Raw genomic sequence first — 14909 nt, forward strand, 5'->3', positions numbered from 1 at the left:
AGACAACTAACAAAATTTAGTTGTCTTTTAGGGAATTAAACTAAGTTAGCTGCCAGAAATTGTTTTATTACCATCTGCGCTACCTTTTTGATTATCTGCGTTTATTTCATCTATAGAAGCAGCACCAAATGTAACAGTTTTACCACTAGTATAAGTTATTGCAATTGTTGTTAATTCTCTTGGATTTGTAGTAGATACAGTTGATGCAACTGGAATTTTACCAGCAGACTCAAGATACTTTTCACTTTTTAGTTTTGTAACATTTACCGCTGTAGTTTCTGTTGGATTATCAGTATAATATAACTGTGCTGCATTTATCACATTAATAGCATCTGCTTTAACAGCATTATATCGAGAATTATCAATTATATTCCCGATTGCAGGAATTGCAATTGCCGAAACAATTGCTAAGATTACAATTACTGCTAATAATTCTATCAATGTTAAACCTTTTTCATTTTTAATACGTTTTTTCATAGTTTTAAACATATTAAAACCTCCCATTTTCATTGTTTTAATAAATTAATTATTTAAAAATTTGCATGGACGTTTTTAGCATTCCATTCTCACCTCCCTGCAAAACTCCCTTTCTCCTAAATCCCTTTTTCTACATTTGTTCATACAAACTAAACATCGGCAAGAAAATCGCTGCTACAATAATTCCTACAATTCCCGCTAAGAATAAAATCATTAATGGTTCAATCAGCGACTTTAAAGTATCAACCGACCTCTCCACTTCTGCGTCATAAAACTGCGCTACCTTCTCCAGCATATAATCCAGCGAACCAGTCGATTCCCCAATTCTTGTCATCGATGTAACTAGCGGCGGGAAAAGCCAGCTATTTTCCAGCGGTTCTGATAAACTATTACCTTTTTCAAGACTTTCCCTAGCTTCCACTACCACTTTACTCATGACCGGATTGCCCACTACTTTTTCAACAATGGCTAAAGACTGCAAAATCGGTACAGCACTGCTGAACAAAGAAGATAAGGTTCCCATCATCCGAGAGATCGCCGACTTTTGCAGTAATGGACCGAAAATCGGCATTCTGAGCAGCGCATAATGTACTGCATAGTTAAATTCTTTATTTCCTTTATATAACAATTGAAAACCTACCACTAACGCAATAACCAGCAAGAGAACAACCCACCAAAACTTTTGCAGCCAACCGCTGATTGCAATAATTACAACCGTCATCCACGGTAGCTCTGCTCCCATTGATTCAAACGATTCCACGAATGAGGGAACGACGAAAACCATCATGAAGACGGCTACCACCATGGTTAAAACAAACAAAATCGCCGGATACGTCATCGTCGACTGCACTTTTTTCTTCAAGTTATATTGCTTTTCAAATGAATTCGCCAAGCGTTCCAATGTGTCGTCGATATTCCCTGTAGCTTCACCGGATCGCATCATGTTCGAAAACAATAAAGGAAAGACTTTTGGATGCTTTAAAGTGGCATCTGAAAAAGGGACCCCTGACCGAATATCCTCTTCAATCGCATCCAACGCTTTTTTCAGCGGCTTGCTTTTTGATTGTTGTGCCAGGATATGAGTGGATTCCACGATGGAAACGCCCGCGCGAATCAATGTAGCAAACTGCCGGCAATAGATAACAAAGTCCTGGTTTTTAACCTTTCCCCCGCCCAGATTTAAATCCTTGTGAAGCAGACTGGTAGATTCCGTTACCTCGCGCGGGTTAACTCCTTGTGAGCGCAGCTTTGCAATCGCCGCTTGTTTATTCGCAGCGTCGACAATGCCTTTTTTGGGTGTGCCTTGTTTTGTGCGTCCAATATATTTATAAACCGTCAATTAACTCACCAACATTCATATACTATAGTCCTCCAGGAAAGGACGGGCTTCTTCCATTGAAACCTTTCCTGATGACATGAGCATTTGAATCGAAGAATCCAGTGTATGCATTCCCAGCGCCCTGCTTGTCTGCATGACACTTGGGATTTGGTGGACTTTTTCATTGCGGATCAAGTTCGTCACCGAAGGAACCGCAACTAGCACTTCCGTTGCAGCAATACGCCCAAATGTATCTTTTCGAGCAAACAATCTTTGCGATATAATCCCTTGCAAGACGTTCGCCAGTTGAATACGTATTTGCCCCTGTTGATGCGGCGGGAACACGTCAATAATTCGGTCAATCGTTGTAGGCGCGCTTGATGTGTGCAATGTCGCGAACACCAAATGTCCTGTTTCCGCAGCCGTAATGGCTGTCGAAATCGTCTCCAGGTCACGCATCTCCCCCACTAAAATCACATCTGGGTCTTGACGGAGTGAAGCACGCAACCCGCTCGCAAAATCCTGTGTGTCAATGCCGATTTCACGTTGATTCACGATAGATTTTTTATGATGATGCAAGTATTCAATCGGATCTTCCAACGTAATAATATGTTTTGATTTTGTTTCATTAATATAATCCAGCATCGCAGCCAAAGTAGTTGATTTACCTGAACCCGTGGGACCGGTTACTAAAATGAGTCCTTGTGGTTTATCAGCTAAATCATAAAGTACGTTTGGCATACCCAACGACTCAATGGTCGGTATTTTGGACGGGATTAAACGGAATGCGATTGCACCGGCATTTTGTTGATGATATGCATTTACACGAAATCGGCATAAATCACCTAACGAAAAGTTAAAATCCGTCTCACCTTTCTCGTAATATTCGTCCACCTTATATTCTGGTATAACTTCCTTTACCAAGGCAAGTGCATCTTCAGGCGCAACTGCCACATCACCGTATTGCTGCAGTTTCCCATTGATACGATAGACTGGTGGAATTCCTACTGTAATATGCAAATCAGATGCTTTCTCTTCATATGCTCTTTCTAATAGTGAACGTATACTAAACATTTTTTCACTTCCTATTCAACGGTTGCTACGTGCAACACTTCTTCGGTTGTCGTAAGTCCATCCAGCACTTTCATAAATCCATCTTGGACCAAAGTGCGGTAACCTGCTTCTTTCATATAAGTTCTGATTGAGTTGACGCTTTGCCGTTGGAGGATAAACTCTTTCAGCGTGCGGTCGATCGGCAAGATTTCATGTATCGCAATTCGTCCGCGATAGCCGGTATTGTTGCATGCCGGACAGCCGTTTCCACGCTGAACCTTTTCGACAGTCATGCCAACTTGCGCAAAAATCTCTTTTTCCCGCTCATTGGCAGGTACAGTTCTTCCACAATCACGGCAAACTCGTCGAACAAGCCGCTGTGCCACAACGCCTACTAACGAAGATGAAATCAAGAACGGTTCGATGCCCATATCATGCAGTCTTGATATTGACTCAACCGCACTATTGGTATGCAGTGTACTTAATACTAAATGCCCTGTTAAGGAGGCACGGGTTGCAATTTCAGCCGTTTCGAGATCCCGAATTTCCCCAATCATGACAATATCCGGGTCTTGCCGGAGAATCGAACGCAATCCCGCAGCAAACGTTAAGCCAACTTCTTCTTTTACTTGAATTTGGTTTATGCCCTCCAGCTGATATTCCACCGGGTCTTCAACAGTAATAATGTTGACGCCTTCCTTATTCAAATGGGACAGTGCGGCATATAACGTAGTGGATTTACCCGATCCTGTTGGCCCCGTAAGTAGGACAATGCCATTTGGACGAGATATCATTTTTCGAAAAAGCTCCTCGTTTTGTTCAGATAACCCCAGCTTGTCTACGTCTGTTGCTGTATTACTTAAATCCAAAATACGCATAACGATTTTTTCACCAAAAATCGTTGGTAATGTAGAAAGACGAATATCAATCGGTTTAAAATTCACAGTTGTTTTAATACGGCCATCTTGTGGAATACGGTTTTCGGTAATATTCAAGCCACCCATAATTTTCACACGTGCAGTTAACATGTTTTGCATATGCTTAGGCAATGAACGTTCCGTTCTCAGCTGTCCATCCACCCGATAGCGGACTCGGAAATCAGTTTCCTGCGGGTCAAAGTGAATATCACTCGCACGCTGCGCAACGCCATTGGCAATGATTTGGTTCACCAGTCGAACAATGGGTGATTCTTCATCCGTAATTTCTGTTGGTTGTTCTTCAGTTACAGCGATACCAAGGTCAGAAAGTGCTGCTTCCATCGATTCCTGTAAATCGTAGTATTTAGTGATGGTCCGGTATAAATCATCCTTTGCTGCAATGCTTGTTTCAATTTGGCAGCCAGTTGCCATTCGAACTTCTTCAATCGCGAAATAGTCCATAGGATCGGCCATAGCGATAAACAATTTATTTTTATCGCGGCGAACGGGCATGATGTTGGCACGCTTGGCAAGTTCGGCAGGTACCAATTGCAGTAACTCAGGCTCAATGGAATATTGATTCAAGTTAATATGCGGAACGCCTAATTGAAACTCCAGGACTTCGATCAATTGCTGTTCGGTTAGGTAGTTTTCTCGAATGAGGAAATCACCCAGTTTTTCATCACGGCTTTTATTGGATAAGGCATAATCAAGCTGTTCATTTGTAATAACACCCGCTTCTACCAACAGGTCCCCCAGCCGTTTACGCGTTTGAATTCTCATAAGATAGACGCCCCTTTCTATGGAATAACGATGTTTCCACCTTTATCATAGTAACTTCCTTCCGGCAACGCGTTTTCATCTTCGTTCAGCGGGATGTCCGGCAAATCATTATTATCTAAATCCAGTTGCGTGTCTGGGTCATATTCTGGATTCTGCGTTTGATTTGTCTCGTCACCGGAATCTTGATTCGTTTCCATGCTTGGTTCTTCCGTTTCATTTTCGGGAGGATTACCGGTAACGGAAGATTCAGGAATTCCGCTAACAGGCTGTTGGGTCGACACTAACACAATTCGATTTTGCGGGGCATAATAATCCCGACTAATTGATTCTTCGGTTGTATTGCCATTTACAGTGATGCTACGTGTGACAACCGCGCGCATCCCTTTTTGCTCTTCTTGAATCAACTGTTCTCCCCCAACTGGCAATTCTTCTGAATATCGATGAATAATGCGAGGAGAAATATCTTCTTTTAATATATGTACGAGTACATCTTTACTTTTTGTATCAGAATAAATTTCCACTTTAAATTGCGAATCATCTACTTCAGCATTGATTTTGGCTACACTTTTTGAACTATTCAGGAATTGTAGGTCCTCGCGATATTGAATATTGATGGCCGCATCCATGCCAGCTTCCGAATAAGCAGGTACCTGTTCTTGAGAGCGGCGTTCCAAAATTTCAAATTCCGTATGCAAAACAGCTTCATATAAAAGCGAAGCAACAAAATTTTTCGCTTCCCGATCGGCTGTTGTTTTCCCTACTTTTTCGATAAACGAAAAAGTTTCACCGGGATATAAGATAGTGTCATCCAGCAATTCGGCAATATTTTCCAAATCCACTGCACCATCAGGCAGCTCTTTAATCACAAGTGCCAAACGCTCATTTTCCACCTGTGAAAGATCCTTTAAAATAGCTTCGATTTCATGTTCTTTTAAATAAGATATTTGTGTAGTAACCGCCTGGATTGTAGCCTCTTGATCCCAAGTATTTATTTTGGAAATCGCATTCGTTGCGTCTTCTAGCAAAGTGACTTGCAATGGCAAATGAACGACTCTTTCCGATTCCCAAAAAGCAAACCAAGGCTTGTCCACAGTCTCTTCATACTGTGCGACAGATGCCTCTACGTTGAAGGAAATTTGCGAAGGGTCTATCAAGACTTCTTGCCCACCTCCACTTACGACAATCCGTTCCCCAACCCATGCATCAATTACCGTTTGCAACGCGGTCTTCATTTCATTCTCATCAAGACCACCTACAGACACCCCTGCAATTGTCGATTCATTGTCAGTCTCATCGGCATAGGCAGTTTGCAGGGTATTCCCGGGCGTACATATGTATATGAACAACGTAGTTAGAACTATGTATAATGTTAGCTTTCTATTATATGGCACTATAATCACCTCGAGCTACCAGCTAAAAAATTTTCTATTTAATAAATCTTTTAAACTACTTCTTTGTCATCATATTTTAACATATATTGTAAGTTAATATAGTAAGTACTTCTATAAAAGTAAAATATATTCTGTCAAATTACATTGTACTATATTAAACTAAAAGTAATAAAAAAATTGTATAAATCTTTATAAAAACCTAAAAAATATAAGAAATGCTTCCTTATTTCTAATACATTTATAAGTTACACAAATTTTCAAGAAATGTATATATCTTTTTTACCAAAAGATATATTATTATATGAAATTAACAAATCATTCTATAACCTTTAGATTATTAAAATATTTTTAATAACCCATAAAGGTTGGTTGAGTGTGTTGTTTATATAATACCTTTAAAGAGGACTAACCCTTTAGTCTCAATGATCATTTTTAACAACATCAAGGGATTAATAAAATGTATCCTTTCAGAAATCAGGTGAAAAGTAGGTGCTTTTATGATAAAAATAAAATTTACAAATCGATTAAACCAATCAGGTCTTTCTTTGGTTGAAGTCGTAGCTTCAATCGTTATTTTATCGATTATTTTATTAAGTTTTTTTACAATGTTAGTACAATCTGCGAAAACCACAAAAACTTCTGAGGAAATTATCGATGCAACCTATATAGCGCAGACAGAAATAGAAGAATTATATGCTTATTCGGCAAAAAATCCTTTTCCGATAGGTAATTTTGAAGCTAATATTTTTCCTAATTTTCATTTCATAAAATCAAAAAATGAGAATGGTATTGAGGAGTATTATTATGAAAAACAAGAAAGTGCTTATATTATTCTAAAAGTCACCCCTAAAACAATAGCGTCAACAAATTTAACTAGAGTTTTGATTCAAATTTACGATAAAAAAAATGGCACGATGAAAGCACAAATGGAAAATACTTTAGAGTGGGGAACATAAGATGAAAGCTAAAAATCAACACACAAATCAATATGGAATAACCCTCATTGAAGTATTAGCTACTATCTTAATTTTGGGGATGGTCGTGCTCTTGTTATTCAGTGTTATAAAAAATGGGCAGGAACAATACGGTAATCAAATGGATAAAAACCAGGACCTTTTTGACATTTCATATGGTTTAAAATTGTTCACAAAAGATATTCGTAAAGCTACGGAAGTAACTTTTGATAATAATACATCAACTTTAACTTTGAAATTAGATGAAAATGGAACAAAATATTCAAACTTCGTTTATGTCTCAGAAGCAAAAATATTAAAAAAGGTTGGAACAACTATTTTGGAAAATGTTACTGTTTTTAATCCTACAGTAATAAATAGTGGAGAGGTTTCTGAGATCACTATTGTAATTAAAGCTGAAAACTCAGACCCTATTTCTACAAAAATAAGTTTAAGGAGTAGAGTACATTGAAAAAAATTTTATGTAAAAATGAAATTGGTTACTCAATGTTAATTGCACTTTTTACTTTAGCACTTCTCTCTGTTTTAGGACTAAGCATATTTACAATTTCAGGAAAAACAATGGATGTTTCATCAAATGAAAGAATCGATCAAGCTGTTTATTATATTGCTGAAGCGGGGTTGATAGAAGCTAAAGCTAGCTTAGATATCTCGAATAAAAACATTATAATTCAACAAGCTTTATCGGAAGCACGCACACACACACTTCAAGAACTTAATAACGGAATAATAGATGAAAATTCCTATCTTATCGAACTTAATAATAGATTTTTAAATAATGTATTAACCAATTTAGATACCAATTCATTTCACGGTATTATTTTTGAAAACTTTGAAAAAAATAACGGAAATAAACCAAATGCAAAAATTGAAGTTACATGCACGAAAGTAGGTTTAAATTCAAACTTAACAGACTGTAATGATACAACTCTTAGTTCAGGTTTAACTAAAATAATATATAAGATAACATCTAGAGGTAAAATAGACGAGAAAGAACGACAAGTAAGTCAAGAAATTGAATTGTCCTTAAACCCTTCTACCAATTTAACAAAAGTTCCGATAACCAAAAAGGAGAGGAAATCTGAACAGGTTGAAAAAGAACGAAAAGTACTTATAGGGACAGAAAAAATTGTTATCTCAAAGAAATTAATAACAAAAGATGAACTAGTTGTAAAAGCTAATAATGTAACTGTAGATAATGGAGAAGGTAATATTATAATTGATGGTTGTGTGGATACAAATAGTTTAGTTGACTCCAAGAATCATGCATCTAATATTTGTACTTCTCAAATAGGTTTGGATGATATTAATTTTGAAACTATAAAAACCTTGGCAAATAATATTGGAGATAGTAAGCTTCCAGAAAATATAAGCGATAATCATGTTATTGTTATGGATTCTCTTGATTTTTCTCAATTAACCGACTTGGAGATTAATGGTCAAGGTAGTCTAACGATTATCGTTAAGAATAACTTAACTTTTTCAGATAAGGATAAGGAGAAAGAGGGGATATATGGGGCTTTAGGTAAATTAAATTTGTACTATCTTGGCGATAGTGATTTGGACTTTCCGAAGATCAACTTTAAGGGTAATTTATATATAGAGAATCCTGAAGTATCAGTAATATTTAACAAAGCACATACAACTTTTGAAGGTAATATTATTGCTCCTAATAGTGAAATAACAATACAGGTTGGAAACCAAGATATATTTGAAGGATCAATTATTTCCGATACTCTTAATTTAAAAAGTGGTCATATTAAAGGAACTGAAAATTATATAGAATTAATTGAGACTGAAGAACGCGATATATACGAAACGGTAAAAGATTATGAAACAATAGAAAAAGAAGTTGAAATTGAGGTTGAAGAGTATATTGATAATAATTCTTCTCTTTTAATAGATAATAAAATACAAATAGAAAATTAAAACACCAATAATACTGGTAACAATTTATCAATTTAAAATTATTATTCTTTTATAAATTGAATTATCCATTAATGGAGCAAAAAGGATATTTAGATAAATATCCCAATTAAGAATTATATAAATTAATTGATGCAACTTTATAGGTTTTACTCTCATTACAATATTTTCAATTGAAGATATTTCACAACCTATATTTAGAGGATGAATTTTATGAAAATACTTGAACAACATGACAAATCAACAACCAAAATTATAGCTATAGTCATTATTATCCTCTTACTCATCGGTGGCGCCCTAACAATGTTCTATGATTTTGCAGATAAAACAGTTTCGTTTTCCGAAGAAGAAATCGCCGCAGCAACCAAAACCGCCCAAACCGAACTAAACCAAGCATTCGCCGCTGCTGAAAACTATACATTCAACGAAAGAACAGAAGCAATCCAGTCCATCGGCTATAGGGAGCCTAAAATCGAGAAGTCGACGATGACATTTGAGAAGCATAATGAGTCCGATTCGTATATTTTGTTGAAACTTCAGCCGCATGAAAGCTATGAAAATATGTCGCGGGTGCTGATTCAGATTTTCGATAAAGAGAATGGGGCTTTGATTACGGAGCTTGAAAATGTGCTAACATGGAAAGAAACGCAATAATGCCCTGCCCTATTAATTGCAATTTTATTAGGAGATGAGTTTTGATGGATCAATGGAGTCAAGTGTTGCAACGGATTGAGAAACAGATTTCGAAAGCAAGCTTTGAAACTTGGTTAAAGGCCACATCGGGGGAGTTGACGGATGACAACACTGTGGTTGTCATTGCACCAAATAGTTTTGCAGCCGATTGGTTACAGAAGTATTATACCGAATTAATCACCGAATCGATTGAATTAGTCACTGGGCAGTCCTATCCCGTTACCATTAAAGGAACTAATCAAACACGGAGTTCTAATTCTTCGACCACGCATCTTTCCGAAGATTATGACACCAATCAATACAAGGAACTAAAAGAACTTGTCCAGCAGCAATCAGAACTCATTCAAAAACAGCAAAGAAAGATCGAAGAATTAGAAAAACGCCTCACATTATTGGAATCAAGACGAATTGTTTGAAGAATACATCCAATATCATAAAGAAAGCCCATTCCACTCACCATTATACCTGGCGAAATGGAATGGGCTTTTATTTTGTATCAAGTACGTACTTCTTAGTACATTTTCAAATACTGCTCGCGTTCCCAAGGGTGCACGACTGTGCGGAACATGTCGAATTCGATTTCTTTCGCTTCTTTGAAGTTGGCATAGATGTGTTTTCCTAATGCGCTCTTCACCACTTCATCGTTTGCAAGGGCCACAAGTGCATCGTCAAGTGACGGCGGCAAGTTGTCGATGCCGTTTGCTTTGCGTTCTTCTTCGCTCATGATGTAGATGTTGCGGTTGATTGCCGGCGGCGGCGTCAATTGTTTGCGAATGCCGTCCAACCCAGATTCTAAAATCACTGCTAATGCTAAGTAAGGATTCGCAGAAGGGTCTACCGAACGCACTTCAATACGCGTCGATAATCCGCGGGAAGCCGGTACACGAATTAATGGTGAACGGTTTTGAGCCGACCATGCTACGTAACAAGGCGCTTCATAGCCAGGAACCAAACGTTTGTAAGAGTTTACAGTCGGGTTTGTGATCGCTGTAAAGCCTTGAACGTGCTCCAATACGCCTGCCATGAATTGCATCGCTGTTTCGGATAGACCAAGCTCTGTCGTTTGATCATAAAACGCATTTTCTTTTCCTTTGAATAAAGAAACATTACAGTGCATACCTGAACCTGCTTCACCGAATAACGGTTTTGGCATGAACGTTGCATGCAATCCGTGTTTACGTGCGATTGTTTTTACAACCAGCTTGAATGTTTGGATGTTGTCGCACGCTTCAATCGCGTTTGCATATTTAAAGTCGATTTCGTGTTGGCCTGGTGCTACTTCATGGTGGGATGCTTCGATTTCAAAGCCCATCTCTTCAAGCTCAAGCACGATATCGCGGCGGCAGTTTTCGCCAAGATCTGTTGGCGCTAAGTCAAAATACCCGCCATGGTCGTTTACTTCCAAAGTCGGTTCGCCTTTCGCATCCAATTTAAACAGGAAGAACTCCGGCTCCGGTCCAAGGTTGAAATGCGTGAAACCTAACTCTTCCATTTCACTTAAAACACGTTTTAAGTTGTTGCGTGGATCGCCTGCAAACGGCTCACCCCAAGAAGTATAAATATCGCAAATGAAACGCGCGACTTTTCCGTTCTCCGTAGTCCACGGGAATACCATGAATGTGTCAAGATCAGGATACAAGTACATATCGGATTCTTCGATACGAACAAATCCTTCAATCGAAGAACCGTCGAACATCATTTTGTTGTCTAGTGCTTTGTCTAATTGACTTACTGGAATTTCTACGTTTTTAATTGTTCCTAAGATGTCTGTAAATTGTAATCGAATATATTTTACACCTTTTTCTTGAACGAGACGTTTAATATCTTCTTTCGTATATTTACTCACAGTATTCCACACTCCTACTTTTTCCTATAGCACATGCCATAAAATTTTATTTAATCAACGCGTTTATTGATAAAAACGCGATAAATCCGCTTGACGCAAGGACGTTCTTTGATGGCGTCCACTGTTCAGCATCTCTTCCCGCATAATGCGGCGAAGCTGTGCATCCGAAACTTCTTCCTTTGCTTTGGCAGCTTGTACAGCCGGGTTCTTTTTCATTTCAAACAATTTTTTGATGCCTGCCATGTTTACGCCTTGTTCGAGCATATCTTTGATTTCCAATAGCGTATCCACGTCATTCAAGGAAAACATTCTTCTGTTGCCTTCCGTCCGGTGCGGCTGAATTAAATCATGTTCTTCATAATAGCGAATTTGGCGCGCCGATAGTTCAGTTAATTGCATAACCGTACTAATTGGCAATAGCGGCATGGATCTTCTTAACTCACTAGCTCTTCTTTCACTACTCATTTAATTCCCCTCCCTTGATGTTATTTTAACTGGAGTTAGATAGGTTGTCAATTCTGTGTGAGGAAAACTAACATCAATAGAAAAATGAAGCCAAAAGCAGCCAAAAAAAGGTGCCAAACAGCGGCACCTTACCTTTTTCTCGATGAGACAATCAAGCTCAAGACAATATATGCTAAATTCAAATATAATCGAAGCGCAAAAAACAATACTTCATTTTCCTTTACATACTTGGAACGGATATTATCGATTTCATACACCGTATACAGGGCAAATGCCAAAACAAATATTCCCGCCACAACAAGGAAAAATGGACTGCTCACCGGAATGAAAATATAGATGAATGCAAACACAACGAACACAATCAATATTGTAATTGCATACATGATGGCTTCTGAAGTGCCATATTCAATCAGTTTTATACTTAAAAAAGCAACAGTCAGGAAAATAACGACCGTTCCGACAAACACCGAAACAATCAACGCAGCCCCAAGCCATTCAATGAAGATGATGAGTACAAGAAAGGCGAAAACGCCCATCAACAGCGGAATGAAAAAGATTAGCAAGTTCCCGATCCGCAGCCAAAACGTGATGACAATCAATCCAATTCCTATAATTGACAACAGAATAATGATGGAAATAGGAAGCAAAATTGCCACCAAAAGCCCAATAATGGTCAGTACCCACATACCGACAAAATACATGATGATGAGGTCGTAGTTCCCATGTTTTCTGTGCCCCATACCCAACCCCAATCTTTCAAAGATTTACTTTACTATATTTTTCAATAGTATATGTTATTAATAAAAATTTGGTTTGGGTTGTATTTTTTGGAGATGGGCGAATATCTCACAGAGTTAAGCGGGATAAACATCGCTACCCACTCTAACTATTGCCTGATTTTCTGCACCGCGCTGCAAATCGCAAATTTGACATGTTCATAAGTCAAGCCGCCTTGCACATAGGCAGTATATGGCGGACGGATGGGACCATCTGCCGTCAATTCAATGCTTGATCCTTGCACAAACGTGCCTGCAGCCATAATTACGTCATCTTCGTAGCCCGGCATGTAGGCAGGAACCGGCGCATAATGCGCATTAATTGGCGATGCTGCCTGGATTTCCTGACAAAATGAGATCATCTGCTCTGGCGTATTAAACGAAACCGATTGAATTAAATCCGTGCGATGAGCCGCATAATGCGGGTATGTGCGCATCCCCAGTTCTTCCAGCATGGCTGCCGTGAAAATCGCGCCTTTCAAGCTTTGCGCCACAACATGTGGAGCCAAAAAGAAGCCTTGATAAAAATCCGCTAATGTATTCAATGAAGCCCCTGCTTCCGCGCCAATCCCCGGTGAAGTCATGCGGTAGGCGCATCGTTCCACCAATTCCGCTCGCCCGGCAATGTAGCCGCCGATTTTTGCCAAGCCGCCGCCCGGGTTTTTGATTAAAGAACCCGCCATCAAATCCGCGCCCACTTCGGTAGGTTCCATAGCCTCCACAAATTCTCCGTAGCAATTATCAACAAAAATGATTACATCCGATTTAATCTCACGAATCTTTTTGCACATTTCCTGAATCTCTTCTATTGAAAAAGAAGGACGTGTTGCATAGCCTTTCGAACGCTGAATCGCCACCATTTTAGTGCGTTCATTGACCGCCGCTTTTACCCCTTCCCAATCAATATCACGGTCATCCAGCAAATCAACATGCGCATAGCCGATATGAAAGTCTTTTAACGAACCGGTATCTTTGTCCCCGCCATCGACAATTGACTGAAGGGTATCATATGGTTTTCCCGTGATGTAAACAAGCTCATCACCAGGTCTTAAGACGCCAAATAGACTCAATGTAATCGCGTGCGTACCAGAAATAATCTGGCTGCGCACAATCGCCGCTTCCGCCCCAAAGGTTTCCGCATAGACGCGCTCTAAATTATCGCGTCCTTCGTCATCATAGCCGTAGCCGTTTGATGGATGAAGATGAAAATCGCTGACCTGATTTTTACGGAAAGCAGCCAATACTTTTTGTTGATTGAAGAAAGCCATTTCTTCCACTTTCCGATGGTAGGGCTGTATTTTCTCTTCTATTTTTTGTGCTAATTGCAAAGTTTCGGGTTTTAAAATTGATGCAAATGTCATGTTTCATACTCCGTTCTATAAAAACGCAAAAAGGACTTGCGTTTACTGTTCAATCATTTCCTTTCTTATCTTAACAATTCTTTCATGGTTTTCAAAATAGAAATTACTATGTCAGGAAACATGAGAAAGGTTGCCCTCCGATTTGCATTTTCTTTACGGAATCTTTTAAAACTGCTATTCTCAATTTGGTATAGGGCGTTTAGGAGGCAATAAACATGGCGTGGGAATTTTTGAATATTATTGGGACAATTGCCTTTGCGATTTCAGGTGCAATTGTCGCCATGGAAGAAGAATGCGACTTGTTTGGTGTGTATTTATTGGGAATGGTCACCGCATTTGGTGGGGGCGCTGTACGCAACCTATTAATTGGCTTGCCGCCTACTACTTTATGGAACCAAGAATTGCTGTTTCAAATCGCCTTCGGTGCGATTACACTTTTTTTCTTAATGCCAAATCACTTGTTCAAGCAATGGAGCAGCTGGGGACAAGTAACCGACGCTGTTGGTTTGTCGGCTTTTGCCATTCAAGGTGCAATTTATGCCGTGTCGCTGGGGCTTCCGATTGAGGCCGTGATTGGGGCGGCTGTTCTAACCGGTACCGGTGGGGGAATGATCCGTGATGTCTTGGCGCGAAGAAAACCAATGATCGTTCACGAGGAGGTTTATGCCGTTTGGGCAGCTGGCGCCGGCTTCCTCATTGGACTAGATTTCATAAATGGGGACTTTTTCTACTATACACTATTTATTATCATCGTGATTCTGCGAGTTTTATCTTATACAAGGGGCTGGAGATTACCTGTTAGATCGTTTAAGAAATAATTAAAACGCACCTAAATGAGTAGAATTAAACTCATATAGGTGCGTGTTTTATTTGTCTGGATTTATGAGAAAAGTATCGGGAATTTCATCAAAATTGTCGGATTCCAGCCA

At 39.0% G+C, this 14909-nt stretch carries 15 protein-coding genes; 6 read left to right on the plus strand and 9 right to left on the minus strand.

All coding sequences use genetic code 11. The features are described 5' to 3' along the window. Positions 1–45 precede the first annotated feature (45 nt). The 5 genes from D1B33_RS01180 to D1B33_RS01200 all read right to left on the minus strand — a co-directional run bounded on the left by D1B33_RS01180 (position 46) and on the right by D1B33_RS01200 (position 5939). Positions 46–489 (minus strand): type II secretion system protein, encoded by a 444-nt coding sequence (locus D1B33_RS01180; RefSeq protein WP_199677332.1) that lies wholly within the window; start codon positions 487–489, stop codon positions 46–48. 118 nt (positions 490–607) lie between these two features. Next, entirely contained in the window at positions 608–1816 is a 1209-nt protein-coding gene (locus D1B33_RS01185) for a type II secretion system F family protein (protein ID WP_118874499.1), read from the minus strand. 15 nt (positions 1817–1831) lie between these two features. Beyond that, complete coding sequence (locus tag D1B33_RS01190) at positions 1832–2869, minus strand: type IV pilus twitching motility protein PilT (RefSeq protein WP_118874500.1); 1038 nt, start codon at positions 2867–2869, stop codon at positions 1832–1834. An 11-nt stretch (positions 2870–2880) separates the two neighbouring features. Then, the gene (locus tag D1B33_RS01195) at positions 2881–4548 is read right to left on the minus strand and encodes a GspE/PulE family protein (RefSeq protein ID WP_118874501.1); all 1668 of its coding nucleotides are present in this window, start codon (positions 4546–4548) and stop codon (positions 2881–2883) included. A 17-nt stretch (positions 4549–4565) separates the two neighbouring features. Then, positions 4566–5939, minus strand: coding sequence for a VanW family protein (locus tag D1B33_RS01200; RefSeq protein ID WP_158582896.1), 1374 nt, complete (start codon positions 5937–5939; stop codon positions 4566–4568). A gap of 497 nt (positions 5940–6436) precedes the next feature. Between D1B33_RS01200 and D1B33_RS01205 the strand changes: the two genes are divergently transcribed. The 5 genes from D1B33_RS01205 (at position 6437) to D1B33_RS01225 (ending at position 9948) form a co-directional block, all read left to right on the plus strand. Beyond that, positions 6437–6895, plus strand: a complete 459-nt coding sequence (locus tag D1B33_RS01205) for a type IV pilus modification PilV family protein (RefSeq protein WP_118874503.1) — start codon at positions 6437–6439, stop codon at positions 6893–6895. A gap of 1 nt (position 6896) precedes the next feature. Next, positions 6897–7364 carry a type II secretion system protein gene (locus tag D1B33_RS01210; RefSeq protein ID WP_118874504.1) on the plus strand — a complete coding sequence of 156 codons (468 nt, stop codon included), beginning with the start codon at positions 6897–6899 and terminating at the stop codon, positions 7362–7364. Beyond that, entirely contained in the window at positions 7361–8842 is a 1482-nt protein-coding gene (locus D1B33_RS01215; RefSeq protein WP_118874505.1) for a pilus assembly PilX N-terminal domain-containing protein, read from the plus strand. The genes D1B33_RS01210 and D1B33_RS01215 overlap by 4 nt, the downstream gene beginning before the upstream one ends. Before the next feature lie 210 nt (positions 8843–9052). After that, a complete protein-coding gene (locus D1B33_RS01220; RefSeq protein WP_118874506.1) occupies positions 9053–9493 on the plus strand; it encodes a hypothetical protein in 441 nt (146 codons plus the stop codon). Positions 9494–9537: 44 nt separating this feature from the next. After that, positions 9538–9948, plus strand: coding sequence for a DnaA N-terminal domain-containing protein (locus tag D1B33_RS01225; protein WP_118874507.1), 411 nt, complete (start codon positions 9538–9540; stop codon positions 9946–9948). A gap of 95 nt (positions 9949–10043) precedes the next feature. Here the strand turns inward: D1B33_RS01225 and glnA are convergent, their stop codons facing one another. The 4 genes from glnA to D1B33_RS01245 all read right to left on the minus strand — a co-directional run bounded on the left by glnA (position 10044) and on the right by D1B33_RS01245 (position 13980). Continuing rightward, positions 10044–11378: a type I glutamate--ammonia ligase gene (gene glnA, locus D1B33_RS01230; RefSeq protein ID WP_118874508.1), complete on the minus strand. Its 1335-nt coding sequence runs from the start codon at positions 11376–11378 to the stop codon at positions 10044–10046. A 63-nt stretch (positions 11379–11441) separates the two neighbouring features. Continuing rightward, a complete protein-coding gene (locus D1B33_RS01235) occupies positions 11442–11843 on the minus strand; it encodes a MerR family transcriptional regulator (protein WP_118874509.1) in 402 nt (133 codons plus the stop codon). A 128-nt stretch (positions 11844–11971) separates the two neighbouring features. Next, the gene (locus D1B33_RS01240) at positions 11972–12583 is read right to left on the minus strand and encodes a Bax inhibitor-1 family protein (RefSeq protein ID WP_118874510.1); all 612 of its coding nucleotides are present in this window, start codon (positions 12581–12583) and stop codon (positions 11972–11974) included. Positions 12584–12729: 146 nt separating this feature from the next. Further along, positions 12730–13980 (minus strand): methionine gamma-lyase family protein, encoded by a 1251-nt coding sequence (locus D1B33_RS01245; RefSeq protein WP_118874511.1) that lies wholly within the window; start codon positions 13978–13980, stop codon positions 12730–12732. A 215-nt stretch (positions 13981–14195) separates the two neighbouring features. Here D1B33_RS01245 and D1B33_RS01250 point away from each other — a divergent pair, with 215 nt between their 5' ends. Then, entirely contained in the window at positions 14196–14798 is a 603-nt protein-coding gene (locus tag D1B33_RS01250) for a trimeric intracellular cation channel family protein (RefSeq protein ID WP_118874512.1), read from the plus strand. The last annotated feature ends 111 nt before the right edge of the window (positions 14799–14909 follow it).

It is taken from the genome of Ureibacillus yapensis (assembly GCF_003515775.1).
In the GTDB taxonomy this organism is placed as follows: Bacteria; Bacillota; Bacilli; order Bacillales_A; family Planococcaceae; genus Ureibacillus; species Ureibacillus yapensis.

Bases quoted from the DNA above. Each gene is read 5' to 3' on its own strand.
- D1B33_RS01190 (WP_118874500.1), bottom strand. From the start codon at position 2,869: ATGTTTAGTATACGTTCACTATTAGAAAGAGCATATGAAGAGAAAGCA.
- D1B33_RS01240 (WP_118874510.1), bottom strand. From the start codon at position 12,583: ATGGGGCACAGAAAACATGGGAACTACGACCTCATCATCATGTATTTT.
- D1B33_RS01180 (WP_199677332.1), bottom strand. From the start codon at position 489: ATGTTTAAAACTATGAAAAAACGTATTAAAAATGAAAAAGGTTTAACA.
- D1B33_RS01205 (WP_118874503.1), top strand. From the start codon at position 6,437: ATGATAAAAATAAAATTTACAAATCGATTAAACCAATCAGGTCTTTCT.
- D1B33_RS01245 (WP_118874511.1), bottom strand. From the start codon at position 13,980: ATGACATTTGCATCAATTTTAAAACCCGAAACTTTGCAATTAGCACAA.
- D1B33_RS01250 (WP_118874512.1), top strand. From the start codon at position 14,196: ATGGCGTGGGAATTTTTGAATATTATTGGGACAATTGCCTTTGCGATT.
- D1B33_RS01195 (WP_118874501.1), bottom strand. From the start codon at position 4,548: ATGAGAATTCAAACGCGTAAACGGCTGGGGGACCTGTTGGTAGAAGCG.
- D1B33_RS01225 (WP_118874507.1), top strand. From the start codon at position 9,538: ATGGATCAATGGAGTCAAGTGTTGCAACGGATTGAGAAACAGATTTCG.
- D1B33_RS01235 (WP_118874509.1), bottom strand. From the start codon at position 11,843: ATGAGTAGTGAAAGAAGAGCTAGTGAGTTAAGAAGATCCATGCCGCTA.
- D1B33_RS01220 (WP_118874506.1), top strand. From the start codon at position 9,053: ATGAAAATACTTGAACAACATGACAAATCAACAACCAAAATTATAGCT.
- D1B33_RS01210 (WP_118874504.1), top strand. From the start codon at position 6,897: ATGAAAGCTAAAAATCAACACACAAATCAATATGGAATAACCCTCATT.